This is a genomic window from Plantibacter sp. ME-Dv--P-095 (genome assembly GCF_030209365.1).
Taxonomy (GTDB): Bacteria; Actinomycetota; Actinomycetes; order Actinomycetales; family Microbacteriaceae; genus Plantibacter.
This window is the reverse complement of sequence record NZ_JARVSB010000003.1, coordinates 118,826-143,779: the sequence shown is the minus strand read 5'-3', so window position 1 is coordinate 143,779 and position 24,954 is coordinate 118,826. Positions and strand designations below refer to the sequence as shown.

The 24,954-nt window shown below is 69.8% G+C and carries 22 protein-coding genes; 14 read left to right on the top strand and 8 right to left on the bottom strand.

The genetic code is table 11. The features are described from left to right. Nucleotides 1–28: 28 nt before the first annotated feature. The 6 genes from QRN26_RS03210 to QRN26_RS03185 all read left to right on the top strand — a co-directional run bounded on the left by QRN26_RS03210 (nt 29) and on the right by QRN26_RS03185 (nt 9,011). Complete coding sequence (locus QRN26_RS03210; RefSeq protein WP_285035230.1) at nt 29–3,604, top strand: efflux RND transporter permease subunit; 3,576 nt, start codon at nt 29–31, stop codon at nt 3,602–3,604. A gap of 66 nt (nt 3,605–3,670) precedes the next feature. Further along, nucleotides 3,671–5,203: a DUF7059 domain-containing protein gene (locus QRN26_RS03205; protein ID WP_285035229.1), complete on the top strand. Its 1,533-nt coding sequence runs from the start codon at nt 3,671–3,673 to the stop codon at nt 5,201–5,203. A 106-nt stretch (nt 5,204–5,309) separates the two neighbouring features. Beyond that, entirely contained in the window at nt 5,310–6,239 is a 930-nt protein-coding gene (locus QRN26_RS03200; protein ID WP_285035227.1) for an NAD-dependent epimerase/dehydratase family protein, read from the top strand. Nucleotides 6,240–6,355: 116 nt separating this feature from the next. Next, nucleotides 6,356–7,300, top strand: coding sequence for a DnaJ domain-containing protein (locus QRN26_RS03195; protein WP_285035225.1), 945 nt, complete (start codon nt 6,356–6,358; stop codon nt 7,298–7,300). An 89-nt stretch (nt 7,301–7,389) separates the two neighbouring features. Next, entirely contained in the window at nt 7,390–8,349 is a 960-nt protein-coding gene (locus QRN26_RS03190) for a G5 domain-containing protein (RefSeq protein WP_285035224.1), read from the top strand. A 110-nt stretch (nt 8,350–8,459) separates the two neighbouring features. Continuing rightward, a complete protein-coding gene (locus QRN26_RS03185) occupies nt 8,460–9,011 on the top strand; it encodes a type 1 glutamine amidotransferase domain-containing protein (RefSeq protein ID WP_056780537.1) in 552 nt (183 codons plus the stop codon). Between the two features lie 74 nt (nt 9,012–9,085). Here QRN26_RS03185 and QRN26_RS03180 read toward each other — a convergent pair whose 3' ends face one another. Together QRN26_RS03180 and QRN26_RS03175 are read right to left on the bottom strand one after the other, a co-directional pair. After that, nucleotides 9,086–9,349, bottom strand: a complete 264-nt coding sequence (locus QRN26_RS03180) for a GlsB/YeaQ/YmgE family stress response membrane protein (protein WP_056010248.1) — start codon at nt 9,347–9,349, stop codon at nt 9,086–9,088. 96 nt (nt 9,350–9,445) lie between these two features. Next, entirely contained in the window at nt 9,446–9,619 is a 174-nt protein-coding gene (locus QRN26_RS03175) for a CsbD family protein (protein ID WP_082456008.1), read from the bottom strand. A gap of 195 nt (nt 9,620–9,814) precedes the next feature. On the opposite strand from QRN26_RS03175, the gene QRN26_RS03170 reads away from it, so the two are divergent. After that, the gene (locus QRN26_RS03170; protein ID WP_056010250.1) at nt 9,815–10,897 is read left to right on the top strand and encodes an alpha/beta hydrolase; all 1,083 of its coding nucleotides are present in this window, start codon (nt 9,815–9,817) and stop codon (nt 10,895–10,897) included. 10 nt (nt 10,898–10,907) lie between these two features. On the opposite strand, the gene QRN26_RS03165 is transcribed toward QRN26_RS03170, so the two are convergent. Beyond that, a complete protein-coding gene (locus tag QRN26_RS03165) occupies nt 10,908–11,792 on the bottom strand; it encodes a hypothetical protein (protein WP_285035223.1) in 885 nt (294 codons plus the stop codon). Nucleotides 11,793–11,927: 135 nt separating this feature from the next. Continuing rightward, nucleotides 11,928–12,701 carry a lysophospholipid acyltransferase family protein gene (locus QRN26_RS03160; RefSeq protein ID WP_285035222.1) on the bottom strand — a complete coding sequence of 258 codons (774 nt, stop codon included), beginning with the start codon at nt 12,699–12,701 and terminating at the stop codon, nt 11,928–11,930. A 101-nt stretch (nt 12,702–12,802) separates the two neighbouring features. On the opposite strand from QRN26_RS03160, the gene QRN26_RS03155 reads away from it, so the two are divergent. The 3 genes from QRN26_RS03155 (at nt 12,803) to QRN26_RS03145 (ending at nt 15,587) form a co-directional block, all read left to right on the top strand. Continuing rightward, on the top strand, nt 12,803–13,414 hold the full coding sequence (locus QRN26_RS03155; RefSeq protein WP_285035221.1) for a TetR/AcrR family transcriptional regulator: 612 nt from the start codon (nt 12,803–12,805) through the stop codon (nt 13,412–13,414). Nucleotides 13,415–13,566: 152 nt separating this feature from the next. Next, nucleotides 13,567–14,013 carry a Fur family transcriptional regulator gene (locus tag QRN26_RS03150; RefSeq protein WP_056010257.1) on the top strand — a complete coding sequence of 149 codons (447 nt, stop codon included), beginning with the start codon at nt 13,567–13,569 and terminating at the stop codon, nt 14,011–14,013. A gap of 116 nt (nt 14,014–14,129) precedes the next feature. Next, nucleotides 14,130–15,587, top strand: coding sequence for a catalase (locus QRN26_RS03145; protein ID WP_056010260.1), 1,458 nt, complete (start codon nt 14,130–14,132; stop codon nt 15,585–15,587). 75 nt (nt 15,588–15,662) lie between these two features. On the opposite strand, the gene QRN26_RS03140 is transcribed toward QRN26_RS03145, so the two are convergent. Then, nucleotides 15,663–15,872 carry a hypothetical protein gene (locus QRN26_RS03140; protein ID WP_285035219.1) on the bottom strand — a complete coding sequence of 70 codons (210 nt, stop codon included), beginning with the start codon at nt 15,870–15,872 and terminating at the stop codon, nt 15,663–15,665. 106 nt (nt 15,873–15,978) lie between these two features. Next, a complete protein-coding gene (locus QRN26_RS03135) occupies nt 15,979–16,614 on the bottom strand; it encodes a uracil-DNA glycosylase (RefSeq protein WP_082456009.1) in 636 nt (211 codons plus the stop codon). A gap of 137 nt (nt 16,615–16,751) precedes the next feature. Between QRN26_RS03135 and QRN26_RS03130 the strand changes: the two genes are divergently transcribed. From QRN26_RS03130 to QRN26_RS03120, 3 genes are all read left to right on the top strand, one after another. Further along, nucleotides 16,752–18,230, top strand: coding sequence for an MFS transporter (locus tag QRN26_RS03130; protein WP_056780551.1), 1,479 nt, complete (start codon nt 16,752–16,754; stop codon nt 18,228–18,230). A 63-nt stretch (nt 18,231–18,293) separates the two neighbouring features. Then, nucleotides 18,294–19,151, top strand: a complete 858-nt coding sequence (locus tag QRN26_RS03125) for a siderophore-interacting protein (protein ID WP_285035217.1) — start codon at nt 18,294–18,296, stop codon at nt 19,149–19,151. A gap of 101 nt (nt 19,152–19,252) precedes the next feature. Continuing rightward, on the top strand, nt 19,253–20,122 hold the full coding sequence (locus QRN26_RS03120; RefSeq protein ID WP_285035215.1) for a 2'-5' RNA ligase family protein: 870 nt from the start codon (nt 19,253–19,255) through the stop codon (nt 20,120–20,122). 17 nt (nt 20,123–20,139) lie between these two features. Here the strand turns inward: QRN26_RS03120 and QRN26_RS03115 are convergent, their stop codons facing one another. Next, on the bottom strand, nt 20,140–20,532 hold the full coding sequence (locus QRN26_RS03115) for a (deoxy)nucleoside triphosphate pyrophosphohydrolase (RefSeq protein ID WP_056010271.1): 393 nt from the start codon (nt 20,530–20,532) through the stop codon (nt 20,140–20,142). A 221-nt stretch (nt 20,533–20,753) separates the two neighbouring features. On the opposite strand from QRN26_RS03115, the gene QRN26_RS03110 reads away from it, so the two are divergent. Continuing rightward, entirely contained in the window at nt 20,754–24,287 is a 3,534-nt protein-coding gene (locus QRN26_RS03110; protein ID WP_285035214.1) for a TM0106 family RecB-like putative nuclease, read from the top strand. Here QRN26_RS03110 and QRN26_RS03105 read toward each other — a convergent pair. Further along, nucleotides 24,265–24,885, bottom strand: coding sequence for an NAD(P)H-dependent oxidoreductase (locus QRN26_RS03105; protein WP_285035212.1), 621 nt, complete (start codon nt 24,883–24,885; stop codon nt 24,265–24,267). The genes QRN26_RS03110 and QRN26_RS03105 overlap by 23 nt on opposite strands. Nucleotides 24,886–24,954 lie beyond the last annotated feature (69 nt).

The following is a 24,954-nucleotide window of genomic DNA, read 5'->3' as shown; positions in this document are numbered from 1 at the left end:
ACTCCGCGACCGAGAGGCCAGCCGTCCCATGTCATTCCTCACGAGGCTCAGTCTCGCCAACCGATTGATCGTGGGCCTGATCACCGCCGCCATCGTCGTGTTCGGCCTCTTCGCCGTCGGCTCCCTGAAGCAGGAGCTGCTGCCGTCCGTCCAACAGCCCGGTGCGTACGTGTCGGCCACCTACCCCGGCGCATCGCCCGCGTCCGTGGAGCGGGAGGTGACCGAGCCCGTCGAGCAGGCCGTGCAGGGCATCAAGGGTGTCACCGGCGTGACCTCCACCTCCGTCGGCGGCTCGACGTCCCTGCAGGTGAGCTGGGACTTCGGGCAGGACGACGAGAAGATCGTCGGGGACATCCGGAGCGCGCTCGCGGGTCTGAAGAGCACCCTTCCGAGCGACACGACCACCGAGGTCTTCGCCGGGGGCAGCGACGACATCCCGGTCCTCCAGCTCGCCATCGCCTCCGAAGACGAGTCCGGGGAGTTCGCGGGCAGGGTCGAGAGCACCGTCCTCCCCGCCCTCCGCGGCATCAGCGGCGTCCGCCAGGTCGACCTGGCCGGACAGAACGCCACCCAGCTCGTCATCACGATGCGCCCGGCCGACCTCACCGCCAAGAAGGTCACGGCTGAGCAGGTCGTGGCTGCGGTGCAGGCGAGCGGCGCGGTGACCGCGGCGGGGACGAGCGTCGACGCCGGCAAGGAACTGTCGATCGAGGTCGGCTCGGCGGTCGGATCGCTCGAGGAGCTGCAAGCGCTCCCCATCCAGCACGAGGACGGGCCGTTCGCCCTCTCCGCCGTCGCCGACGTCGAGCTCGTGCCCGCGGCGGAGACCTCCATCGCCCGAGCGGACGGCCTCCCCTCGCTCTCCCTCACCATCCTCAAGGACCCGTCGGCGAACGCCGTCCAACTCGCGCACGCGATCCGTGACGCCCTCCCCGGTCTCGAGCAGGACCTGGGATCCGGCGCCAAGTTCACCGTGGTGTTCGACCAGTCGCCGATGGTGGAGCAATCGATCCACGACCTCTCCGTCGAGGGCGGGCTCGGGCTCCTGTTCGCGATCATCGTGATCCTCGTGTTCCTGCTGTCGATCCGCTCGACGATCATCACCGCCGTCTCGATCCCCCTCTCGCTGCTCATCGCGATGATCGGGTTGTGGATCGGCGACTACTCGCTGAACATCTTCACCCTCGCCGCCCTGACGGTGGCGGTCGGGCGGGTGGTCGACGACTCCATCGTGGTCATCGAGAACATCAAGCGTCGACACAGCGGTCGTTCCATGACCGCCTCGAGCGTCGTCGACGCGGTCCGCGAGGTGGCGGGTGCGGTGACGGCCTCGACCATCACCACGGTCGCGGTGTTCCTGCCCGTCGCCTTCGTCGGAGGCACCGTGGGTGAGCTGTTCCGGCCGTTCGCCGTCACCGTCTCCGTGGCGCTCATCGCCTCGCTCGTGGTGTCGCTCACGATCGTCCCCGTCCTCGCCTACTGGTTCATGCGCGGCTCCTCCTCGCCGGCAGCGGCCACCGACGCCGCTCCGACCGTCGAGGAGGACGAATCGGAGGCGTACTCCAAACTGCAGCGCGCCTACCTCCCGGTCCTCACCACCGCGCTCAAGCGGCCGGTGGTCACCCTGCTGATCGCGGCCGTCGTGTTCGCGGGGACGATCGTCTCGGCCGGGTTCCTGAAGACCGACTACCTCGGAGACATCGGCGGCGAGAACACGGTGACCGTCACCCAGGAGCTCCCCGAGGGGACGAGTCTGGACGTGACCAGCGATGCGGCGGCGACCGTCGAGGCCGTCCTCGCGAAGACCGCCGGGGTGTCCGGGTACCTGACCACCGTCGGTGGGAGCGGATCGAGCAACACCGCGCAGATCAGTGTGACCGTGGGCGAGGAGAGTTCACGGGAGGCCGTGGCCGACACCATCCGCGACGCCGTGGCGAAGCTCGACGACGTCGGTGAGATCACCGTCGGTGATGCCGGTGCAGGACTCGCCGGTGGCGGCGGTGGCATGGAGGTGACGCTCCAGGGCGAGGACCCCGTGGCCCTGGCGACGGCCGCCTCGACCGTCCAGGAGATGCTCGGCACGACCGACGGTCTGCGGGACGCGACGAGCGACCTCGCCGACGAGCAGGGACTGTTGAAGGTGAACGTGGACCGCGCCGCCGCCGCTCGCTACGGCTTCACGCAGGAACAGGTCGGGCAGGCCATCGCCGCCGCACTCCGCGGCACGCCGACGGGTTCGGTCATCCTCGAGGGTGCTTCCCGGGACATCATCGTCCGCTCGCAGCGCGTCGGGACGACGCCGGCGGAGATCGCGGCACTCCCGCTCCCGGTCAGTGCGTTGCAGCAGGCCGCAGCTCAGAAGGCCGCGACCGATGCGCTCACGGCCGAGCAGGATCAGGCCACGCAGCGGGCGAAGGACGAGGCCGCGTCCCAGACGGCGACGCAACGGTCCGAGCTCCAGGAGGCGCGGTCGACGGCCGCGTCGCAGCTCGACGCGCTCCGAGCGCAGTTGAGCGCCCTGCAGGCGGCTCCGGTCGAGGTCCCGCCGGTCACGCCCACCACCCCGGAGGAGGAGGCCGCCCGGCAGGCCTATGAGGCCCGTGCCGCGCAGCTCGCGGGGCTCAGTGACGCCATCACCCAGCTCCAGGGTTCCATCACGACGCTCGACGAGCAGTTGACCGCGATGCGTGACGCGGAGGCGGAGGCGGCCGAGCAGCAGGCCGAGGCCGACCGTCTCACCCAGGCGCAGAAGGACCTCGCCAACGTCAACGCCGTCCCGATCCCCGTGAGCGCGGTGGCGCAGGTGGTGGAGGAGCAGGCCCCCGCAGCGATCACCCGCATCGACGGCGTGCGGACCGTGACCGTGTCGGCGACCCCGACCGGTGACGACCTCAGCGCGACGACGCTCGCGGTGCGGCAGGGGCTGGACGGCCTCGACCTCCCGAGCGGTGTCACGGCGTCGGTCGGCGGTGTCGCCCAGGATCAGGAGGAGTCGTTCGCGCAGCTCGGCCTCGCCATGCTCATCGCGATCGTCCTCGTCTTCATCGTGATGGTGGCGACGTTCCGGAGCCTGCTCCAACCGCTCATCCTCCTCGTCTCGGTGCCGTTCGCGGCCACCGGTGCGATCGCCGCGCTGCTCATCACGGGCACCCCGCTCGGCATCCCGTCGATGATCGGCCTGCTCATGCTGATCGGGATCGTCGTCACGAACGCGATCGTGCTGATCGACCTGGTGAACTCGTATCGTGCGCGGGGTGACGGGATCGACGACGCCGTGCTGCACGGCGCGAGGCTGCGACTGCGACCGATCATCATGACCGCCTGCGCGACGATCTTCGCCCTGGTGCCGATGTCCCTCGGCCTCACCGGCGGCGGCGTCTTCATCTCGCAGTCGCTCGCGATCGTGGTGATCGGCGGTCTCGTCTCCTCGACGTTGCTGACGCTCATCCTCGTGCCGGTGCTCTACCTGCTCCTGGAGCGGCGCACCGAGCGACGTCTCGCGAAGCGGGAGCGGAAGCGGGCGGCCAAGGCCGAGCAGGCCGCCGCGGCCACCGATCAGGACGCGGACGAGGACCTGGAGTCGATCATGGCGGCGGACAGCTGATCGGCCTGCGGGGTGGGTGGGGCCGCTTCGCGGAACCGCTCGCCCCGCAGCTGGCACACTGGGGGCGTGGACCAGCGACCGATCGACCTCCTCCGTGCCGACCTCACGACCGCCGGATACACCGTGGAACGGGTGCGCGGCCTCTGGGGTGAGATGGCCGAGGCGGCCCTGCACCGATCGAACCGCGTCGTGGCGATCCGAGCGCTCGACGCCCGGGAGGGTACGGAGGGCGTGGAGCCGGTCGCGACGTTGGCGAGACTGTTCATCCTCGGGCTGCCGGTGGACGTCGACGCGGTCTCCCGAGCGCTGCCGACGCTCGGTTCCGAGGGAGCGGTGCAGCTCGGCCTCCTCAGCCGGGGCGAGGACGGCGGTCTCCGACCCGCCCTCGACCTCCGCCCGTACGCCTGGGTGGACGCGAACGGCAGCGGGGCCTGGTGGATCGCCTCCGACCTCGGCGAGCTCGCCCTCGGCCACGAACTCGGCGAGGAGCACGTGCTCGGCGTCGGTGGTGCGTCGATGACCCTCAGCGGCATCATCCTGCCGGAGCGGGTCGGATCCGCCCTCGATCTCGGCACGGGGTGCGGGATCCAGGCACTCCACCTCTCGCGGATCGCCGACCGCGTGGTCGCGACGGACATCTCGGAGCGGGCGCTCGAGCTCGCAGCGCTCAACGCGCGGCTCAACGGGATCGACTCGATCGAGTTCCGCCTCGGCAGCATGTTCGAGCCGGTGGCGGGCGAGCGGTTCGACCGCATCGTCTCGAACCCGCCGTTCGTCATCACGCCACGGATGGAGGGGGTCCCGAACTACGAGTACCGCGACGGCGGGCTCGTCGGTGACGCCCTCGTCGAGTCGGTCTTCGTCGAGGCGGCCCGGCATCTGGCGGAGGACGGGGTGGCCCAGTTCCTCGGCAACTGGGAGTACCGCGGACGGACGGACGGACTCGACCGCGTCGCGGACTGGGTGGCGCACAGCCGGGAGACGGTGGACGCCTGGGTGATCGAACGGGAGGTGCAGGATCCGGCGGAGTACGCCGAGACCTGGATCCGGGACGGTGGCACGAGGGCAGGCACCGCCGAGTTCGAGCGCCTGGCAGGAGCCTGGCTCGACGACTTCGCGGCACGGTCGGTGACGGGCGTCGGCTTCGGGTACGTCCTGCTGCGGCGGACCGACTCCTCCACCCCGATGCGCCGGTTCGAACGCCTCCACGGCCATGCCGGATCCAACTCGGCGGGGCTCGGAGCCCACCTCGCCGTCTGCCTCGCCGCACACGACTGGCAGGTCGCGCTCGACGACCAGGCCCTGCTCCGTGAGCGCGTCGTCCTCGCCGGCGACGTCACCGAGGAACGCCACTACTGGCCGGGCGACGAGGACCCGACGGCGATGCACTTGCGCCAGGGCGGCGGGCTGGCCAGGTCCGTCGGCGTCGACACGGGCCTCGCCGGACTCGTCGGTGCGTGCGACGGCGAACTCGGCCTCGGCGCCATCATCGACGCGATCGCGCAGCTCGTCGAGGTCGACGCCGTCGAGCTCGGCGACGAACTCCTCCCCCGCGTGCGTGCGCTCATCGACGACGGGATCCTGCTTCCCGCTGTCTGAACGGTGACCGTTCGCGGAACGGATCCCCAACTGGATAGTGAAACTATCCGATAGTGCTACTCTCCAACTGGGACGACGAACCGCGTCGCTCAGAATCGAGACCAGCATGAGCACCACCCACGTCATCCTCGGCGGCAACGGCGTCATCGGACGGGAGACCGCTCAAGCGCTCCTCGCGACCGGCGCATCCGTCGGCTCGGTCGGTCGCCAGGCGTCCACGGTGCCGGGCGTCACCTCGGTCATCGCCGACCTCCTCGATCGAGATGCGGTGAGGACCGCGCTCGACGGAGCGGAGGTCGCCTACCTCACCGCTGGTCTGCCCTACTCCGCCGCGCTCTGGGAGCAGCACTGGCCCCGCATCGTCGAGAACGTCATCGAGGCGGCCGTGGCGACCAGGACGCACCTCGTCTCCCTCGACAACGTCTACGCGTACGGCGCGGTGGATGGCCCGATGACGGAGGGGACTCCGCTGGCACCCGTCAGCCGGAAGGGCCGGGTCCGTGCTCGTGCTGCGGCCGCGCTCGAAGCGGCGGTGGCGGAACACGGTCTGGTCTCGACGGTGGGACGGAGCGCCGACTTCTTCGGCCCCGGTGCATCGACCAGTGTGTTCAACAGCTTCGGGATCGACCCGATCGCCGCAGGACGGCCGGGCACCTGGCTGTACGACGCCGACCTGCCGCACTCGCTCACCTACACCCCCGATGTCGGTCGTGGACTGGCCATCCTCGGCACGGATACCGCCGCACGCGGACGCCTCTGGCACCTGCCCACCGGCCCGGCGCTGACCGGACGCGACTACCTCCGTCTCGCCGGAGGGCATGACCGCCCGATCAAGGTCATGGGTGCGGCCATGATGCGGATCGGGTCCCTCTTCAACGCCGGTGCGCGCGAGACGCGCGAGATGAGCTACCAGTACACGGCTCCGTACCGGTTCGACTCCAGTGCGTTCGAGCTCGCCTTCGGCGTGCGACCGACGCCGATCGCCGATGCCGTCGCCGAGACCGTCCGAGCCGCCGGTGCCGGTGTCCGGCGCTGAGCGGAGGGCACCCGGGTGGCACGGTCGGCGAGCGGCACTTCGGCGCTCTGCCAGCTGACCGCGATAGTCTCCCGTGTCGGAGACACCGACCCCGCCGACGAAAGCGACCACCCTCGATGCCGGAGAGCCCACTCTCAGCCAGCCCGTACGAGGTGCTCGGTGTGAGCACGACGGCGTCGCAGGACGAGCTCCGTCGGGCGTATCGTCGGCTGATGCGCGAGACGCATCCCGACCTCGGCGGCAGCGCGCGGCAGTTCAACGCGGTGCAACTGGCCTGGGAGCGCGTCGGCACGGTCGAGGATCGAGCCGCGTACGACCGCGGTCGGAACGTCCCGTCCGGCGGCGTCGACGCGGACGACGAGCCCACCTGGTCCGCGTCCACCACCGGTCGCTCCGGCACCCAGCGGGCGGACTCCCGTCCTCGAGCGCGGGCCTACGGGCACCCCGGCGGCGACTCACGGGAGGCCTATCTCGAGCTCATCAGGGAGTGGGTCGGCCGTGGCGTCCCACTCGAAGACCCCTACGACCCCAAGCTCGTCCGCTCCGCCCCGCGCGAGATCCGACACCAGCTCGCCAACGCACTGGCGGAGGAGCAGACGGCTCGCACGGTGGCGACGCTCGGCATCGGGTACACCGTGTGGCACGACGTCCTGGCTCCCGGCGAGGCGAAGATCGATCACGTGGTCCTCGGCCCGACCGGGCTGTTCGCGGTGAAGTCCGAGGACTGGGGCGGGCCGGTGAGCGTGCATCGTGGTGAGGTCGTCGGCGAGACGCTCGGCGTCCGAGAGGAGCCCGTGCGTTCGATCGTCCGCTCGGCGCGCACGGTCGCGAAGGCGGCCCGCGTGAAGTTCACCGCCTCGGTCATCGTCGTACCCGACGGCGCCGTCGAGGAGTCCGTCGAGTTCATCGGCCGGAAGCATCCCGTCACCGTCCTCGTGGAGCGATCGCGCCTCGCCGACCTGCTCCGTACCGGCCTGCCGGGCATCGAGCGCATGGGTGGCAACCAGCTGTTCGACATCCGCACCAGGCTCCAGCAGACCGTCCGTTTCGTCGGCGTCTGAACCGCGCAGCACGACACCCGTGGGCGAAACCCCCCACCGCCCCACTCGGGGTTCTTGTGCGGATGGGCGCCAGGCCCCACCATCAGGGCATGAGCACTCCATCCGGCTGGTATCCCGATCCTGAACGACCAGGCGGTCAGCGGTGGTGGACCGGTTTCGCCTGGGGTGGGGCGCGATTCCCGGCGACGATGCCCGACACCGCGACTGCGACGTCCACCGCCGCTGCGACCGGGTCGCCCGTCGAGAACCGTCCGAGCAGACTCCGGCCCCTGCACGTCCTCCTGATCTGCCTCGTCGTCGCGCTGGTGCTGCTCAGCGCGATCGGCGGTGCGTTCTGGGGCGCCCTGCTCGCGCTCGTCGCCATCGCCGCGGCGGTCGTCGGCGTGGTCGCGCTCGTCCGCGGTCACGCCAGCCGGCTCGGCATCCGGAACCGGGGTACCGCGCTCGCCGTGGTCGCCGCAGCCCTCTGCCTCGTCGTGGTCGGTGGCGGTGCGAGTGCTGCGACGCTTCCGGCGCCAGACCTGCCTGCGGCCCTGCTGACGGCTCAAGACGTGGCCACCCCCGCTCCGAAGCGGACCCCGGTGGCGACCCCGACACCGACCGACATCGTGACCGAGGTCACTGAGGTCATCGCGGTGCCGTTCACGGCGACGGAGGTGCAGGACCCGAACCTCGACGTCGGTCAGGTCATCGTCACCACCGTCGGGGTCGACGGTCAGCAGACGAACACCTACCGTGTGACGACGCGGGCCGGCGCGGAGATCGCGCGGGAGCTCGTCGCCCAGGTCGTGTCGGTCCAACCGGTGGCGCAGGTGACCTCGGTCGGCACCCGGCAACCCGCGCCCGTGGCTCCCGCACCCGTCGCCGACCCGGTCGGAGGCGGCTGCGACCCGAACTACGAGGGGCAGTGCGTCCCGATCGCGAGCGACGTCGACTGCGCCGGCGGCAGTGGGAACGGACCGGCCTACACGCCGGGACCGGTGTACGTCGTCGGAAGCGACGTGTACGACCTCGACCGTGACGGGGACGGCATCGCCTGCGACGCCTGAGCAAGCCCGTTCGCGCTCGGCGGAAGGTCGGGCCGTCGATCCAGGGCTACGCGTATCGTCGCTGACGGGTCGCCGGACGGCGCCCCTGACGCTGATGGATTGGAGCGACGATGAGTGCAGAACTCGACGGCAAGCAGGTGGCCTTCCTCCTGACGGACGGCTACGAGGACAGCGAACTGACCAGCCCGTGGGAGGCGGTCACCGCTGCAGGCGCGACGGCCCGACTGGTCTCCCCCGCGACGCAGGACGTGACCGGCAAGAACGGGCACGTCCAGCCGGTCGACGTGGCCGTCGCCGAGGCGTCCTCCGGTGACTACCACGCGCTCGTGCTTCCGGGTGGTGTCGTCAACGCCGACGACCTCCGCCTGGACGAGGCCTCGATCGCCTTCGCGAAGGCCTTCTTCGAGCAGGGCAAGCCGGTCGGGGTGATCTGCCACGGTGCATGGATCCTCGTCGAGGCCGATGTCGTCCGCGGCCGTGAACTGACGAGCTACGCGAGCCTCAAGACGGACCTGCGCAACGCGGGAGCCTCGTGGGTGGACGAGGAGGTCGTCGTCGACCAGGGTCTGGTGTCGAGCCGGACGCCCGACGACCTCCCGGCCTTCAACGCGAAGCTGGTCGAGGAGATCGGTGAAGGGGAGCACGAGGGTCAGCACGCCTGAGCGCGAGACCCCAGCACCGACGAACGCCCGGCCCCTCGAGAGGGACCGGGCGTTCGCGTGCTGTGAGGCTGTCGTTACGCCTTCTTGTTGCGGGTCAGTGCGCCGTAGATGAGGAGCACGACGATGGAACCGCCGATGGCGAGGAGCCACGTCTGCAGCGAGAAGAACTCCTGGAGGTTCGCGCCGAAGAGGAGGCCGCCGAGCCAACCACCGAGCAGTGCCCCGACGACACCGAGCAGCAGCGTGATCAACCAGCCGCCGCCCTGACGACCCGGAAGGATGGCCTTGGCGATGGCGCCGGCGATGAGGCCGAGCAGCAGGAAGCCGAGAAAACTCATGATGTCTCCAAATGTGATTGCTGGATCGAGCGGGGTGCCGACCGATCGTGGTGCTACCCCCGCCGGTGAGCGGGGCCAGCCACTGTATCGCGAGGACTAGTTCTTGAAGACGTCCTTGACATTCTCGCCGGCCTTCTTGGCGTCGGCCTTGGTCTGGTCGGCCTTGCCCTCTGCGACCTTGCTGTCGTCGCCGGTGATCTTGCCGAGGGCTTCCTTCGCCTTGCCCGCGAGGTCTTCAGCGGCGTTCTGGATCTTGTCCGATGCACTCATGGCGTACTCCTTCTTCTGCGTTGGAAACCGGCGGTGATGACCGGTTCATGAAGTAGGACGCAGCCTGGGGCGCATTCGTCACGGAATCCGTCGAAAACCTTCGGCGGCACCGTCGGCGCGCTGACGGATGCGACACTTGATGTTCGTGTTCCGCCAGGCAGTGCCGCCGTCCAGACCCGCCAGGAGGTGAATCGCTTGAGGACAGACCGCCCTCGTTCCGGCTTCTCGCGATTCCTGCGCATCGTCCGCAACACCATGTTCTGGATCATCGGCGTGATCCTCGCCATCGCCGTGCTCATCTTCGTCTGGCTGCAACTGACGCCCTGGCCGGGGTCGATGGTCATCCGGATGGCGTTCGACGAGCGGGCGAAGGTCGTGCAGTCGGACCTCGAGAGGTACGTGCCGGACGGTGTCGACGTGCGACGCGACATCCCGTACCGCTCCGGCGACGCCGACGCCCTCCTCGACGTCTACACCCCCGACGGTGTCCGCGGGAGTGGCGCTGCACTCCCGACCATCGTCTGGGTGCACGGCGGCGCCTGGATCTCCGGCAGCAAGGAACTCATCTCCAACTACATGCGCGTGCTCGCCGGCGAGGGGTACACGGCGATCGCGGTGGAGTACACGATCGCCCCGGAGGGGCAGTATCCGCTGCCGATCGAGCAGGTCGCCGACTCCCTCGGCTACCTCGACGCCAATGCGCGGGCGCTCAACGTCGACTCCTCGAAGCTCATCCTCGCCGGTGACTCCGCCGGTGCGCAGATCGCCGCCCAGGTCGCGAACGTCGTGACGAGCTCCGAGTACGCCAGCTCGATCGAGGTCGAGTCGCCCATCGAACCGCAGCAGTTAGCCGGCGTCGTGCTCGCCTGCGGCGCGTACGACCTCAGCCTGGTCAACGCCGAAGGCAGTTTCGGGTGGTTCCTCGACACCGTGCTGTGGTCCTACTTCGGCGCGCGCGACTACAAGACGCGGCCGGAGGTCGCCTCAGCCTCGGTCGTCGACTACCTGACGGCGAAGTACCCGCCGACGTACATCACGGTCGGCAACTGGGACCCGCTCTACCCGCAGTCGGTCGAGTTCAAGGAGAGACTCCAGGGCCTCGGGGTCGACGTGCAGTCCATGATCTTCAACCCGGACTACCGGCCCGGGCTCGAGCACGAGTACCAGTTCCTGCTCAACGACCAGGGGCGGTTCAACCTGCAGCGCATGGACGCCTTCATCGACGGCGTCACCGACACGAGCCTCCCCTACGGACAGCAGGGTCCGCCCGTCCGCTGACGAAGCCGGGTCAGGGGAGGCGGATGCGCTCGCCGTCCTCGACGAGACGGCCGTGGAGCACCGCCTGGTCGAGCGTCAGATCCAGCCAGCGCCGAGCGGTCTCACCGAGGCGGCCGTAGCCGAGGACCGAGGCCGCCTGCATGGGCAGCTGCTCGCGGTCCACCTCCTGCTCGGGGCTCGCGGCGATGACGAGTTCCATGGCGTTGCAGATCTCGGCGGGGCTGATGTCCGTCACCGCACGGTGGTCGCGATGGACGACCCGGCGGACACCGCGCCAGGTGACGACGTCGAGTCCGGTGGGCCAGGCGAACCCGTTCTGCACGACGAACGCCTCGGTCACCAGCGCGGACAGCTCCGTCCGGGTGTCCTCCGCCAGCCGGTCCACGCCGAAGCGGCGGGCGACGATCGACACGAGTCGTGGGACGGCGATGGGCCCTTCCGTCGACAGGATCGCTGCTGCGATCCTGGTGACGGCCGCTTTCGTGAGTTCCAGGTTGTCGAGGACCGAGGCGGGCCCGATCACGGAGTCGTCGGCGAGTTCGAAGTCGGTGATGGCGACGCTCAGCGGGACGACGGGGGCCGACGCCGTGACGGGGAGGGCGACCGGGTCCATGAATGCCACCGACTGCTGGCCGGTGGCGGTGTCGGACGCCGTGTCGGCGGTGGGGGCCGGCGTCGGCGGGTGCTCCGTGGCGTCCCGATTCGCCGATCCGGCGGGTGCCGTCGGGGCGGAGGCCGGACCGGTCGCCGCATCGGGTGTCCGTCCGGAGGCGGTGGGCTGCGGCTCCGACGAGGGCGACGGGTCGGCCGCGAACGGTGCCGTCGTCGACTCCTCGCTCAGCGCGCGTTCGGCTCGTTCACGCCAGGACTTGGGGAGCCAGGACGATTTCGCCACGAAGCCGTTCCACCCGCGACTCACGGTGTCACCATCCATGCACGGCATGGGGCGGCGGAGCGACGGTGCTCCACGGGGAGGGTCTGCGAGGTCAGAGGTGGCACCTCCACAGGATAGACCGCGGCGGACGTGGGCTCAGCTCGCCGACTGCCGACGCGCCTCGCGTCGACGTTCGCGTTCGAGGTCGGCCGCGGCGGCTTCGGCGGGTGTCGGTGCCGTGCCGCCGAGCGAGCGAGGCTGCCACCAGGCTCCGGTTCCGTCGACCGGGTAGTCGCGCTGCAGCACGTCGATCATGCTCTGCAGCCGGTCGCGCAGCTGTTCGGTGCTCGTGGCGACGTCGTCCTCGGGGTGGACCTGGATCGGCTCACCGAAGGAGAAGTGCACCGGCACACCGAAGCGCTCGCGGAAGCCGACCTTGTGGTTCTTCGTGAGGAGCCGGTGGCCACCCCAGACGGCGACGGGGATGATCGGGACGCCCGCCTCCTGGGCGAGGCGGACGGCGCCGGACTTCAGCTCGCGGACGGTGAACGAGGCGCTGACGCCCGCCTCCGGGAAGACCCCGACGAGTTCTCCACTGCGGAGTGCCCCGACGGCGTTCGCATAGGCGGCACCGCCGGCGCGCATGTCGACGGCGATGTGACGCATGCTTCGCAGGAGTCGGCCGACCAACGGCTTGTCGAACGCGCCCTGCTTGGCCATGAAGCGGATGCGACGCCGGTTGTGGAGCACGGTCGCCCACTCGACGAGGGCGAACTCGAGGTACCCGAAGTGGGTCATCGCGATCACTGCCCCGCCGTCGTCAGGCAGGTGTTCGATACCGGTGGTGTGACGGCGCAGGCGCCAGACACCGAACAGGGAGCGACCGACACCGACGGCGGTGTCGTATACGGGCTCGATGGGGCGTCTCATGGCGATACCGTACGACAGACACCTGGGGAACTGCCGGAGTGGGACCGGAGGCTGAGATCCGGTCCGTCTCGCGACGACCGACCGGGCGATACGATCGCGGGATGACGTCAACGCAGACCGGCCGCCCCCGTGGCAGCTACGCCAAGACGGCGGCCAGACGCCGGGAGATCCTCGAGGCGGGCATGGACGTCTTCGCCGAACAGGGCTTCCGCAGTGGTTCCCTCCGTGAGGTCGCGGAGCGCGTCGGCATGAGCCAGGCCGGTCTGCTCCACCACTTCTCGACCAAGAACGACCTGCTCGCCGCGATCCTCGACTTCCGCGATGACCGTGACCGTGAGCAGTCCGCGATCGAGATCGGCAGCGGTCTCGAGGGCATCCGGGGGCTGTTGCGTCTCGTCGAGCACAACATGCGCGTGCCGGGTCTCGTCGAACTCCACTGCGTCCTCTCCGCGGAGGCGACGTCGCCGGATCACCCGGCACACGATCACTTCGTACGGCGGTACAGCTGGCTGATCGACGGCATGACCCTCTCGTTCCAGATGATGGCCCGCGAGGGCCAGCTGGCGCCGGGTGTCGAGCCGGCGAGTGCGGCGCGCATGCTCATCGCGATGATGGACGGTCTGCAGTTGCAATGGCTGCTCGATCGCGACGCCGTGGACATGGCTGAGGAGACGCGCCGCTCGCTGCGCCCGCTGCTCACCGTCGAGTTGTAGAGGCTCACCGCTCCACAGCCTCCGCGCTTCTCCACAATCTCTTTGCCCGCCCGCTGCATCGAATATCAGATATTAGAGTGGTGGGGGCTGCGGGAAGACCTGAGGGGAAGCCTTATTTTGATAAATTCAAAACAACTCGATACGGTGGAGGCATGAACGGATCGGTGGTGGCGTCGGCGGCGAGCGACTTCAACGCCAAGATCCGGGCCGCCGGTCTGCGCGTGACCACCGGGCGCCTCGCCGTGCTCGAGATCCTCGCCAAGACACCGCACGCCGACGTGGAGCAGGTGGTGGCGAGCCTCCGGCCTCGCGCTCCGCAGACGTCTCCGCAGGCGGTCTACAGCGTCCTCAACGCCTTCGTGGCCGCCGGACTGGTGCGTCGCATCGAGCCCGACGGCCATCCGGGTCGCTACGAGCTGCGCGTCGACGACAACCATCACCACCTGGTCTGCAGCTCGTGCGGCGCGGTCGTCGACGTCGACTGCACGAAGGGGTCGGCTCCGTGCCTCCACCCCGACGACACGGCGGGATACGTCGTCGACGCCGCCGAGATCACGTTCTGGGGCGTGTGCCCCGCGTGCCAGGCGGATGCGTCCTGACGCCGTTCCACAGATCATTCGACGGCACTTCCATGCCGATCGTCAGCTGGCACCGACATGGTGGCAGTGCTGAAGCCAACCGACCGTCCGACCAGCCCCACCCCTCGAGGAGAGACATGTCCGAGCCCAGCTACACCACCACCAACAGCGGAGCGCCCGTCGCCAGCGACGAGCACTCCCAGAGTGTCGGCGCCGACGGAGCGATCGCACTCCACGACCACTACCTGGTCGAGAAGCTCGCCCAGTTCAACCGGGAGCGCGTGCCGGAGCGCGTCGTCCACGCGAAGGGTGGTGGGGCCTTCGGTCGCTTCGTCACGACCGGAGACGTCTCCCAGTACACCCGCGCGGCGCTGTTCCAGCCGGGCGTCGAGACCGAGATGCTCGCCCGCTTCTCCACCGTCGCCGGCGAGCAGGGCAGCCCGGACACCTGGCGCGACCCCCGCGGGTTCGCCCTGAAGTTCTACACGAGCGAAGGCAACTACGACCTCGTGGGCAACAACACGCCCGTCTTCTTCATCCGCGACGGCATCAAGTTCCCCGACTTCATCCGCTCGCAGAAGCGCCTGCCGGGGTCGCACCTCCGCGACCACGACATGCAGTGGGACTTCTGGACCCTCTCGCCAGAGAGTGCCCACCAGGTGACGTGGCTCATGGGCGACCGGGGTCTGCCGGGCTCGTGGCGGCACATGGACGGCTTCGGTTCGCACACCTACCAGTGGATCAACGCGAGCGGTGAGCGCTTCTGGGTGAAGTACCACTTCAAGACCGATCAGGGCATCGAGATCCTCACGCAGGACCAGGCCGATCAGATCGCCGGTGAGGACGCCGACTTCCACATCCGCGACCTCTCCGAGGCCATCACCCGCGGCGAGCACCCCAGCTGGACCCTGTCCGTGCAGGTCATGCCGTACGCCGATGCCGCGAACTACCGGTTCAACCCGTTCGACCTCACCAAGGTCTGGCCGCACAGCGACTACCCGCTGATCGAGGTCGGGAAGATGACGCTCGACCGCAACCCGGAGAACTACTTCGCCCAGATCGAGCAGGCGACCTTCGCGCCGTCGAACTTCGTCCCCGGCATCGCGGCGAGCCCCGACAAGATGCTCCTGGCGCGCATCTTCAGCTACGCGGACGCCCACCGGTACCGCGTCGGCACCAACCACGCGCAGCTGCCGGTCAACGCCCCGCACTCGCCCGTGCACTCCTACTCGAAGGAAGGGGCGATGACGTACACCTTCAACGACGCGAACGCCCCGGTGTATGCGCCGAACTCGGTCGGCGGAGCCCACGCCGACCCGGCCCGCGCGGCCGAGTCCTCCGGTTGGCAGTCCGACGGCGAGCTCGTCCGGGCGGCCGCGACGCTCCACGCCGAGGACGACGACTTCGGGCAGGCGGGCACCCTCGTCCGCGAGGTGCTCGACGATGCAGCCCGCGATCGCCTCGTCGGCAACATCATCGGCCACGTCTCCAAGGTGACCCGCCCGGACCTCCGGGCCCGGGTCATCGCCTACTGGACCGCCGTCGACCAGACACTCGGCGCGCGCGTCTCGGCAGGACTCCCGCCGCTCGTCTAGCGCGAGGGTTCCACGCCCGCGACGACGGTCGTCATCCCGCGTGGATGGCGACCGTCGTCGTCTGTGGGCGAGATGTCAGACGCCGGTGGGCCCGCCGCCCCGACGGATGACCCCCGTCGACTGGGCGCGGGCCTTCGCCATCTCGCGGACGTGCTCAGCCTCACCCTCGGCGGAGTGGTGTTGATCCGTGGTGTGCGCCGCACGGTCGCGCCGCACGACGTACCAGACGGCGCCGACCGCCAGGAGGGCGATGACGATCAGGATCGCGATGGTTCCGATGTCCATGTGCTCTTCCTCTCCTCGTCCACTCGACGCTAGCAAGCGCTCAGACGGACGCAACCCCCTCGCCGACCGGGGCGAGGGGGTTGCGGATGGATCGGTGCGCGGGACGCTAGCCGGCGACCTGCTTGGCGCGCGCGAAGACCTTCTCGATCTCCTCGCGACGACCAGGCTGCTTCAGCGACAACGGTGACGGGTGCGGCGCGTTGAACGCGCTGTAGGTGTTCCCGAGCAGCGGCTCGACGTGCTTCCACCAACCGTCCTGGGCGTGCGGACCGCAGAGGACCACGACGCGGAGGTTGCGGAGCAGCGGGAGCAGTGCGCGCAACTCCATGGCACCCTGGGCGACCTCGGGGGCGTTCGGCTTCTTGCGTCCGGCGCTCAGGTACCACGGGACGATGTTCCAGACCATGACGTCGTCGAAACCGATGTCGTTCCGCAGGTTCCAGAGACTCTCGGCGACCGGGTCGTCGTTGTCGACCGAGGCGAACCCCGATCCAGGTGCGTCGAGGCTGTCCGGAGCGAGGGTGCCCGGGGCGTCGAGGAGGATGAGGGTCTTCGCGTTGACGGCTGCATCGGCCGGGTCGACGAGTGGGAGCACGAGGTCGCTCTGCCGCCGTCCCCGGCGGGCCATCATTGCGTCCGCCCAGTCGCGCAGCGGCGCGAGTGCCGGCGACTCGGCCAGCATGCGGTGTCGTTCGGCCAGTTCGTCCGGGTCCTGCAGCCCTCGCGGGGCGTCCATGTGCATCTTCCGAGCGTAGCCCGTGACGGGAGTCTCGTCATCGTCTGAAGGCGTTCCGACCCCGGAACCGGCGACGAGGACGGTGAAATCCGTGCTCGTCAACCGGGGGTGAGGACCGTCGAGCCGGGCATAGGCTGGCCAGGATGACCACCGAGCCCACCGCCCCCGACGACCGGACCAAGTGGCGCGCCTTCGCGGTCTGCGTCTCCGTCGCCGCCCTCACGATCCTCGACCTCTCGAAGGTGAACGTCGGCCTCCCGTCCATCGAGCAGGCCCTCGACGCCGGCCCGACCGCACTGCAGCTGATCGTCGCCGGGTACGCCTTGGCGTTCGGCCTGATCCTCGTGCCCGCCGGTCGCTACGGCGACTTGCACTCCCGTCGACAGATGTTCATGATCGGCCTGAGCGTGTTCGGTGCTGCGAGCCTCGTGTGCGCGATCGCCCCGAGCGTCGCCATCCTGATCGGCGGGCGGATCCTGCAGGGCGTCGCCGCCGGATTCCTCATGCCGCAGGTGATCGGGCTCATCCAGCAGCTCTTCGTGGGCAAGGAGCGCGGACGCGCCTTCGGGCTCTTCGGCGCCATCATCGGCCTGTCGACGGCGTTCGGTCCGACGCTCGGTGGGTTGCTCATCGCCGTCGGCGGCCCGGAGGACGGTTGGCGCCTGCTCTTCTGGATGAACGTGCCGCTGGCGATCATCCTGCTGCCGATCGCCGCCCGCCTGCTGCCCAAGCAGCAGCCACGTGAGGCCGGGGCCGGTTCGCTCGACCCCGTCGGCATCGTGCTCCTCGGTCTCGCGGTGCTGTCGCTCATGCTGCCCTTCGTGCTGACGACGGGTTCGCCGGACGACGACCCGGCACGCTGGTGGCTCCTCCTCGGGTTCGCCGTGTTCGCCGGCCTGTTCGCCTGGTGGGAGGGTCGGTACCAGCGCGCCGGACAGACGCCCGTCGTCGACTTCTCGCTCTTCTCCCTCGGCAGCTACCGCAACGGCGTCCTCATCTCGACGACGTACTTCGCGGCCATGCCGGCCACCTTCCTCACCCTCACGCTGTTCGTCCAGCAGGGCCTCGGCCTCGAACCCGTCTTCGCGGGCATGATCACGATCCCCTTCGCGCTCGCCTCGGCGGTCAGCTCCTGGTTGAGCGGCCGGGTCGTCGACAAGCTCGGACGTCCGCTCGTCGTGGGCGGGCTCGTGTTGGTGGTGGTCGGCTTCACCCTGAACTCGGTGCTCGCGTTCATCACTCCCCCGGAGGTCACCCCGTACGCCATGGGTGCGGCGATGCTCCTGGCGGGTATCGGTGGCGGAGCCGTGATCTCGCCGAACCAGACGCTGATGCTCGCGGACATCCCGGTCGCGTCCGGCGGTGTCGCCGGGTCCATCGGTCAGCTCGGTCAGCGGATCGGCACCGCGGTCGGGCTCGCGGCGGCGACGGCGACCTTCTACGCGACGGTGTACTCGGAGAACGGCGGCGGTGCTTCGGGCGCCTCGCTCGACGTCTACCACGACGCCTACCGCAACAGCACCATCGTCACGATCGGCTTCGTCGTGATCGCCCTGGTCTTCGCGCTGCTCGACACGCGGTCCCGCAAGGCGGCCGATGTCGACTCAGGACCTTCGAAGTAAGGGTCACCTGAGTTAGGGTTACCTCAGTAGCGGCTGACGGGGTCGCTGGACGGAGGAGACCGGATGGCGCGGACGAACGCTGAGGCGTCGAGGATCAAGCCCGAGGCGGCGCGCCTGTTGACCCTCCGGGTGCTGCGGCGGGCGACGATCTCCCCGAACTTCGCCCGGGTCACGCTCGGCGGTGGAGACATCGCCGACTTCGCCTTCCTCGGCTACGACCAGTGGTTCCGCTTCTTCATCCCCGTCTCGGACGGCGGCCTCGATCGGCTCCCGACCAAGCTCGACATGATCGCCTACGCGAAGTACCTGGCGATCTCGAAGTCGGTCAGGCCGGTGCTGCGCAACTACACCGTCCGCGACTACCGCGCGGACGGACCGGAGGGTCCGGAACTCGACGTCGACTTCGTCATCCACGGCTCGGCAGCCGACGGGACCGCCGGACCGGCAGCCGACGGGACCGCCGGACCCGCGGCCGGCTGGGCGCAGACGTGCCGACCGGGAGACCCGGTCGCGCTGCTCGACGAGGGTCGGATGTTCAACCCGCCGCCCGGCACGGACCGGATCGTGCTCGTCGCCGATGAGACGGGATTGCCCGCCGTCGCCGGGATCCTCACGCACCTCCCGGCCGACACGATCGGGACCGCGATCGTCGAGGTGCCGTCGGCAGCGGACGTCCAGACGCTCGAGGCGCCGTCCGGGGTCGAGGTCCGATGGGTCGTCCGGGACGATGCGCATGCCGTCCCCGGCCGCGGGGCGCTCGCTGCGGCGGAAGCGCTCGAGGCGCCGGGGCCGTCGGCGTACGGATGGGTCGTGGGCGAGCAAGCGCTCGCCGCGGCGGTGCGTCGCTCCTGGGTCCGCAGCGGCACACCCAAGGAACGCGTCATGTTCTGCGGGTATTGGAAGGTCGGCAAGGCGCACTGATCACCGGCATCGATCGTCCGAGTTCCGGAAAAACTCAGTTGATCGACCGAATACGGGGTGTCCCCGATGCTGGAGGAGCCAGGCTCGACTAGCCTCACGACATGCCCTCTCCCGCCGGCTCAGCCGGAAACACCATCGGCGCGCTGCCGATCGGTGCGGTCGCAGGGCTCAGGCGGCCGGGCTCGATGCGCTCGAGCACGGCCGACGTCGAGGATGTCCGCACGGATGCCGTCTCCACCGAGGACGGACGGCGATCGCCCGGGCCGCTCGCCACCTGGGACGGTGTCCGCTCGCGGTTCCAACCCGGCGAGGAACTCACCTTCGACGAGCGGTACCGCTACGCCCAGCTCCCGCTCATCGACGCCGACCATCCGCTGGCGCTCGCAGCCAGTCCCGATGGCAGCTACCGGGCCGGTCGCTACGTGGAACCACGCGTCGCCGTCGTCGTGCCCGTGCCGGTGGAGCGGTTGTTCGTCGACCCCATCTTCCTGAGCTACGAGGCGGACCTCGCCTCCGCGCCGTTCGCGGCGAAGCTCGCGCGAGGCATCGAGCTGCGTCGCGCCCACCGGCTGCATGCCACGCTCGCCTCCGTCGACGCCTCCGACGACCTCCTCACCGGTCTCCGATCGGCGGTCGGCGCGTTCGCACCGTTCCGAGCCAGACTCGCCGGACCCGTGATCGGCGGCTTCAATCGCGGCCGCTGTTACCTCCCGGCCACCGCCCACGCCTTCGAACCGATCCAGCGGGCGGTCGGCGGACGTGCCGTCCCGCTCGTGGGGGTCGGCATGCACCACTTCCGGGACGAGCTCGACCCGGCGGAGACGGCTGCGCTCGCGGCCTTCCTGGAACGCTGGCAGGACGCGACCCTGTTCGAGTGGACGGTCGACGAACTGGCGGTCACCTCGACCCACGACGATCTGGTGCTCAGCGGCCGCACCCTGGCCCGGATCCCGTTGCGGGCTGGGGCCTGACACGTCGGACCGTCGACTCAGCCGTCGGTAAGCAGCCGGACCATGGGGAGGTCCGGCGACGCCCAGTCCAGCTCGGCCAAGCGGTTCCGCGGCACCCACCGCAGTTCATCGTGATCGGTGCTGCTCACCGGTGGACCGTCGCGGAAGGTGACGGCGTAACACGCCAGATCGATCCGCAGTGCGCCGACCGCGACGACGGATCGGTCGAGGAGACGACCGACGGAGACATCGGCTCCGAGTTCCTCCTGCAGCTCCCGCGCGAGGGCCTCCTCGGGGCGTTCGCCGGCCTCGACCTTGCCTCCGGGGAACTCCCACCGGCCGCCCGAGGACCGCTCAGGGGAGCGCCGGCACGCGAAGACGGTGTCACCCTGGGAGGCGACGCCCGCGACGACCTCGATCGTGGTGACCATACCGGTCCGACCCCCTCGCTCGTGTCGTCGTCGGAGACTCCAGGGTAGGGGACCCGGCGCTCGGGTCGGCGCGACCGTGCTCCCCAGGGAGGCGTCGCACGGCGTCCGCTCATGGCGTCGCGGACGGGCGGCCGCGGGTCGGTGGTGCGTGCCAGACTGACAGCGATCGGGGGCGATGGTCCCCCGCCGCAGCGTCGTCTCGAAAGGCACCCACCGCACCGATGTTCCTCCTCGACGGTTCCGCCATCACGAGTGCCAGCGACCTCTCCAACGCGTCGTATTGCGAATTCGCCTTCCTGCGCTCCATCGACGCGAAGCTCGATCGCATCGACCCGATCGATGAGCCCGAAGACGAGATGCTCATGCGCACCTCGAAGCTGGGCGATCAACACGAACTCCGCGTGCTCGAGTCCTACCGGGCGGAGTTCGGCGAAGGCGTGGTCGAGCTCGAACGCCCCGACGTCCGCGACGCCGGGGCGCTCGCCGCAGCCGTCGCGTCGACGCTCGCAGCCTTCCGTGCCGGCGCACCGATCGTCTTCCAGGCCGCGTTCTTCGACGGCTCGTTCATCGGCTTCGCCGACTTCATCGTCCGCAGGCCCGACGGCCGGTACCGGGTACAAGACACCAAGCTGGCCCGCTCTCCGAAGGTGACGGCGCTGTTGCAGCTCGCGGCCTACGTGGAACAACTCAGCGCTGCCGGGGTGCCGGTCGACGACGATGTCGACCTCATCCTGGGCGACGGGACGATCAGCACGCACGCCGTCGCCGACATCCTCCCGGTCTACCGGCGTCGCCGCGCACGGCTCGTGCAGATCGTCGCGGAGCGGCTGCAGGACACGGACGCGGTGCAGTGGGGCGACCAGCGGTACAGCGTTTGCGGACGTTGTGCCTGGTGCGACGCGGAGATCACCGCGTCACGCGACGTCCTGCTGGTGGCCGGTCTCCGGCTGACCCAGCGCGACCGCCTGTTGGCCGCCGGGATCCACACCATCGACGACCTCGCCACCCTCGCCCTCACCGGGTCGGCCCCCGGCGGCGCGTTCCACGGGCACCCGGCCACCGGTGGCGGCACCGTCGACGGGGTGTCGGAGACGACGCTCGCGGCCCTGAGGGATCAAGCCCGTCTGCAACTCGAACCCACCTCGGAGCCCGGCGTCCCGGCATTCCACGTCCACGACGCCGCGGCACTCGGGCTCCTCCCGCAGCCCGATCCCGGCGACATCTTCTTCGACTTCGAGGGAGACCCGCTGTACACGGAGGGCGAGCCGGGCGACGCCCGCCGAGGCGATCGCACCCGCTGGGGCATCGACTACCTGTTCGGGCTGGTCGACACCGACGGCGTCTTCCGATCCTGGTGGGCTCACGACTTCCACGAGGAGCGCATCGCGTTCATCCACTTCCTCGAGTACCTCACCGCCCGCCGGGCGGAGTACCCGGGCATGCACGTCTACCACTACGCGGCCTACGAACGGACGCACCTGCTCGCCCTGGCCGCCAGACACGGCGTCGGCGAGCAGGTCATCGACGACCTCCTGCGGGAGGCCGTGCTCTTCGACCTCTACCCGTTCGTCCGCAAGACGGTCCGTGTCGGCTCCCGGTCGTACTCGATCAAGAAGCTCGAACCCCTCTACATGGGCGACGACCACCGCGACAGCGAGGTCACCAATGCGGCCGCGTCGATCACCGAGTACGCCGACGCCCGCGAGCTCAGCCGCAGCGACGACCCGGCGCTCATCGCGGAGGGCGAGCGCAAACTGGCGGAGATCGCCGAGTACAACGAGTACGACTGCGAGTCCACGCGCCGACTCCGCAACTGGCTCCTCGCCCTGGGCGAGGAGCGGGGCGTGCTCCCCGGCACCTTCGTGAACGATGCGCCGGAGCCGCTCATCGACGACCCGACGCCCCTGCACGACGCCCTGACTGCCCTGGCCGGCGACCCGCTCGACCCCGGACGTTCCGACGACGCGGCGGCGTATGCCCTGGCTGCAGCCGCGATCGACTACCACCGTCGGGAACACAAGTCGTTCTGGCAGGAGCACTTCTCACGGCTCATCGCCGCGCGCGACGACTGGGAGGACACCCGCAACGTCTTCACGGTCACCGCGGGCGAGGTCGAGCGCGACTGGTTCCGGGAGGGGCGGCAGCGGAGCGATCGCCGGCACGTCCGCCTCTTCGGCCGCTGGGCTCCCGGCAGCAGCGTGAAGGTCGGCGCCGACCCCTTCGCCGTCTACGAGTACCCGGGCCCGTACACGGTCACCCGCGCCGAGCCCGGCTCCCGTCCAGCCGGGCAGATCACCGTGCTCGAGGTCGACGACGATTCCGTGCTCATCCAGGAGACGCTGAAGGCCGACCGGGATCCCTACACCGAGCTGCCGGTGGCGCTCACGCCGTCTCCCCCGCCCCGGCCTGGGACGCAGGTCGACGCCATCGCCGAATGGGGGCAGGCCATCGTCGACGCATCGCCCGACTGGCCGAGCGACGGTGTCGTCGACATCCTCCGCCGCCGGCCGCCGCGCACCGGTTCGGGTGGTCCGCTCCCCCACCACGGCGACCGCGAGACGATCGCGGACGTCACCGCCGCCCTGCTCGACCTCGACGACTCAGCGCTCGCCGTCCAGGGTCCACCAGGGACGGGCAAGACCTACGTCGCTTCGCACGTCATAACCGCGCTGGTGCAGCAGCACGGGTGGCGTGTCGGCGTGGTGGCCCAGTCGCACGACGTCGTGGAGAACCTGCTCGAACGCATCGTGAAGGCCGGCCTCGCCCCGGGCCTCGTGGCGAAGACGCTGCGGACCGGTGCCGACCCGGACGCCGACCGCGGCTACACGATCCTGCCGTCCAACGGCCACGCGGCCTACGCGGACGAGCAGGCCGGCGGGTTCGTCGTGGGCGGGACCGCCTGGGACTTCAGCAACCCCAACCGGTTCCCACGCCGGTCACTCGACCTGCTGGTCGTCGACGAAGCGGGTCAGTTCTCCCTGGCCTACACGATCGCGGCGAGCGTCGCTGCCCGGAACCTGCTGCTCCTCGGCGATCCACAACAGCTCCCCCAGGTGAGCCAGGGGACGCATCCGGAGCCCATCGACACCTCCGCCCTCGGGTTCGTGGCCGATGGACGAGACGTCCTGCCACCGGAACTCGGCTACTTCCTCCACGAGACCTGGCGGATGGACGCGGCGGTCACCGAGCCGGTCTCGCGCCTGTCGTACGGCGGTGAGCTGCGGTCGGCGGCCGCCACGGCGAACCGCCGTCTCGTCGGCTGCGAGCCAGGCCTCCACATCGTCGACGTCCGTCACGTCGGCAACGCCACGAGCTCGGTCGAGGAGGCCGAACGCGTCGTCGAGCTCGTCCGCTCGAGCATCGGCCTGCTCTGGACCGACCCCGACTCCCGCCGCTCGGACTCACCCTTGACGCAAGCCGACATCATCGTGGTCTGCCCGTACAACGCACATGTGGCGGTGGTGCGGGAGGCACTCGACCAGGCCGGGTTCGGCACCGTCCGGGTCGGAACGGTCGACAAGTTCCAAGGCCAGGAGGCGGTCATCGCGATCGTGACCCTGGCCGCGTCCGCGCCCGCCGAGGTACCGCGCGGGATGTCGTTCCTCCTGATGAAGAACCGGTTGAACGTCGGCATCTCGCGGGCGCAGTGGGCGGCCTACCTCGTCTCCTCCCCCGCGCTCACCGAGTACCTCCCGACGACCCCGGAGGGCGTCGCCGAGCTCAGTGCCTTCATCAGGCTCGTGGACGGGCACTGAGCGACGCTGCCGACGAGCCCAGGTCGCTCGCGGGCCGACGCGAGGCGTCCGCGCTCCCGAGCCGGGCCGCCTTCGCGATCCACGCCTGTCGTTGCGCGTCGCTCGAGCCCTTGACCGGGCCGAACCGGCTCGCTGCGACGGACCGGATCCCGCAGAACCGGAGGGTCGTGGTGCGGAGCTGCTTCACGGTCGTGTCCCCCACCAGCGGGAGATACCACCATGGCGAGTCGGTCGTGACGATCACACGGCCCGAACGCCCCGTGAGCAGTCCCTCGGGAAGCCCGTTGTCCTTCGTCCGGTAGGCGCGACGCGGCAGCAGGACCCGATCGAAGAAGCCCTTGAGCAGCGCCGGGACGGAGCCCCACCAGACCGGGGCCACGACGACGAGGTGGTCAGCGGCCAGGATCTGCTGCCACGCGAGCTCGAGGTCGGGCTCCAGTTCCTGCCGGTGGGTGTAGCCGAGCCGCAGGTTCGGATCGAATGCGAGGTCGCGGACGGCGAGGACCGTCGCGTCGCCGTGGGCATCCGCATACGCCGACGCCAGAGCGGCGCACAGGGAGTCGGGATTGGGATGGCCGTCGATGACGAGGGTGCTCATGGGTGCTCCAAAGGTCGTAGGTTTTGACAGTGTCCAGAATCTAGACACTGCCCACATCGGTACGGGAAC

Coding starts and splice junctions, on each gene's coding strand:
- QRN26_RS03105 (WP_285035212.1), bottom strand. CDS start 24,885: ATGAGCACCCTCGTCATCGACGGCCATCCCAATCCCGACTCCCTGTGC.
- QRN26_RS03200 (WP_285035227.1), top strand. CDS start 5,310: ATGAGCACCACCCACGTCATCCTCGGCGGCAACGGCGTCATCGGACGG.
- QRN26_RS03195 (WP_285035225.1), top strand. CDS start 6,356: ATGCCGGAGAGCCCACTCTCAGCCAGCCCGTACGAGGTGCTCGGTGTG.
- QRN26_RS03115 (WP_056010271.1), bottom strand. CDS start 20,532: ATGGTCACCACGATCGAGGTCGTCGCGGGCGTCGCCTCCCAGGGTGAC.
- QRN26_RS03180 (WP_056010248.1), bottom strand. CDS start 9,349: ATGAGTTTTCTCGGCTTCCTGCTGCTCGGCCTCATCGCCGGCGCCATC.
- QRN26_RS03185 (WP_056780537.1), top strand. CDS start 8,460: ATGAGTGCAGAACTCGACGGCAAGCAGGTGGCCTTCCTCCTGACGGAC.
- QRN26_RS03210 (WP_285035230.1), top strand. CDS start 29: ATGTCATTCCTCACGAGGCTCAGTCTCGCCAACCGATTGATCGTGGGC.
- QRN26_RS03130 (WP_056780551.1), top strand. CDS start 16,752: ATGACCACCGAGCCCACCGCCCCCGACGACCGGACCAAGTGGCGCGCC.
- QRN26_RS03145 (WP_056010260.1), top strand. CDS start 14,130: ATGTCCGAGCCCAGCTACACCACCACCAACAGCGGAGCGCCCGTCGCC.
- QRN26_RS03190 (WP_285035224.1), top strand. CDS start 7,390: ATGAGCACTCCATCCGGCTGGTATCCCGATCCTGAACGACCAGGCGGT.
- QRN26_RS03125 (WP_285035217.1), top strand. CDS start 18,294: ATGGCGCGGACGAACGCTGAGGCGTCGAGGATCAAGCCCGAGGCGGCG.
- QRN26_RS03135 (WP_082456009.1), bottom strand. CDS start 16,614: ATGCACATGGACGCCCCGCGAGGGCTGCAGGACCCGGACGAACTGGCC.
- QRN26_RS03160 (WP_285035222.1), bottom strand. CDS start 12,701: ATGAGACGCCCCATCGAGCCCGTATACGACACCGCCGTCGGTGTCGGT.
- QRN26_RS03110 (WP_285035214.1), top strand. CDS start 20,754: ATGTTCCTCCTCGACGGTTCCGCCATCACGAGTGCCAGCGACCTCTCC.
- QRN26_RS03155 (WP_285035221.1), top strand. CDS start 12,803: ATGACGTCAACGCAGACCGGCCGCCCCCGTGGCAGCTACGCCAAGACG.
- QRN26_RS03120 (WP_285035215.1), top strand. CDS start 19,253: ATGCCCTCTCCCGCCGGCTCAGCCGGAAACACCATCGGCGCGCTGCCG.
- QRN26_RS03140 (WP_285035219.1), bottom strand. CDS start 15,872: ATGGACATCGGAACCATCGCGATCCTGATCGTCATCGCCCTCCTGGCG.
- QRN26_RS03175 (WP_082456008.1), bottom strand. CDS start 9,619: ATGAGTGCATCGGACAAGATCCAGAACGCCGCTGAAGACCTCGCGGGC.
- QRN26_RS03150 (WP_056010257.1), top strand. CDS start 13,567: ATGAACGGATCGGTGGTGGCGTCGGCGGCGAGCGACTTCAACGCCAAG.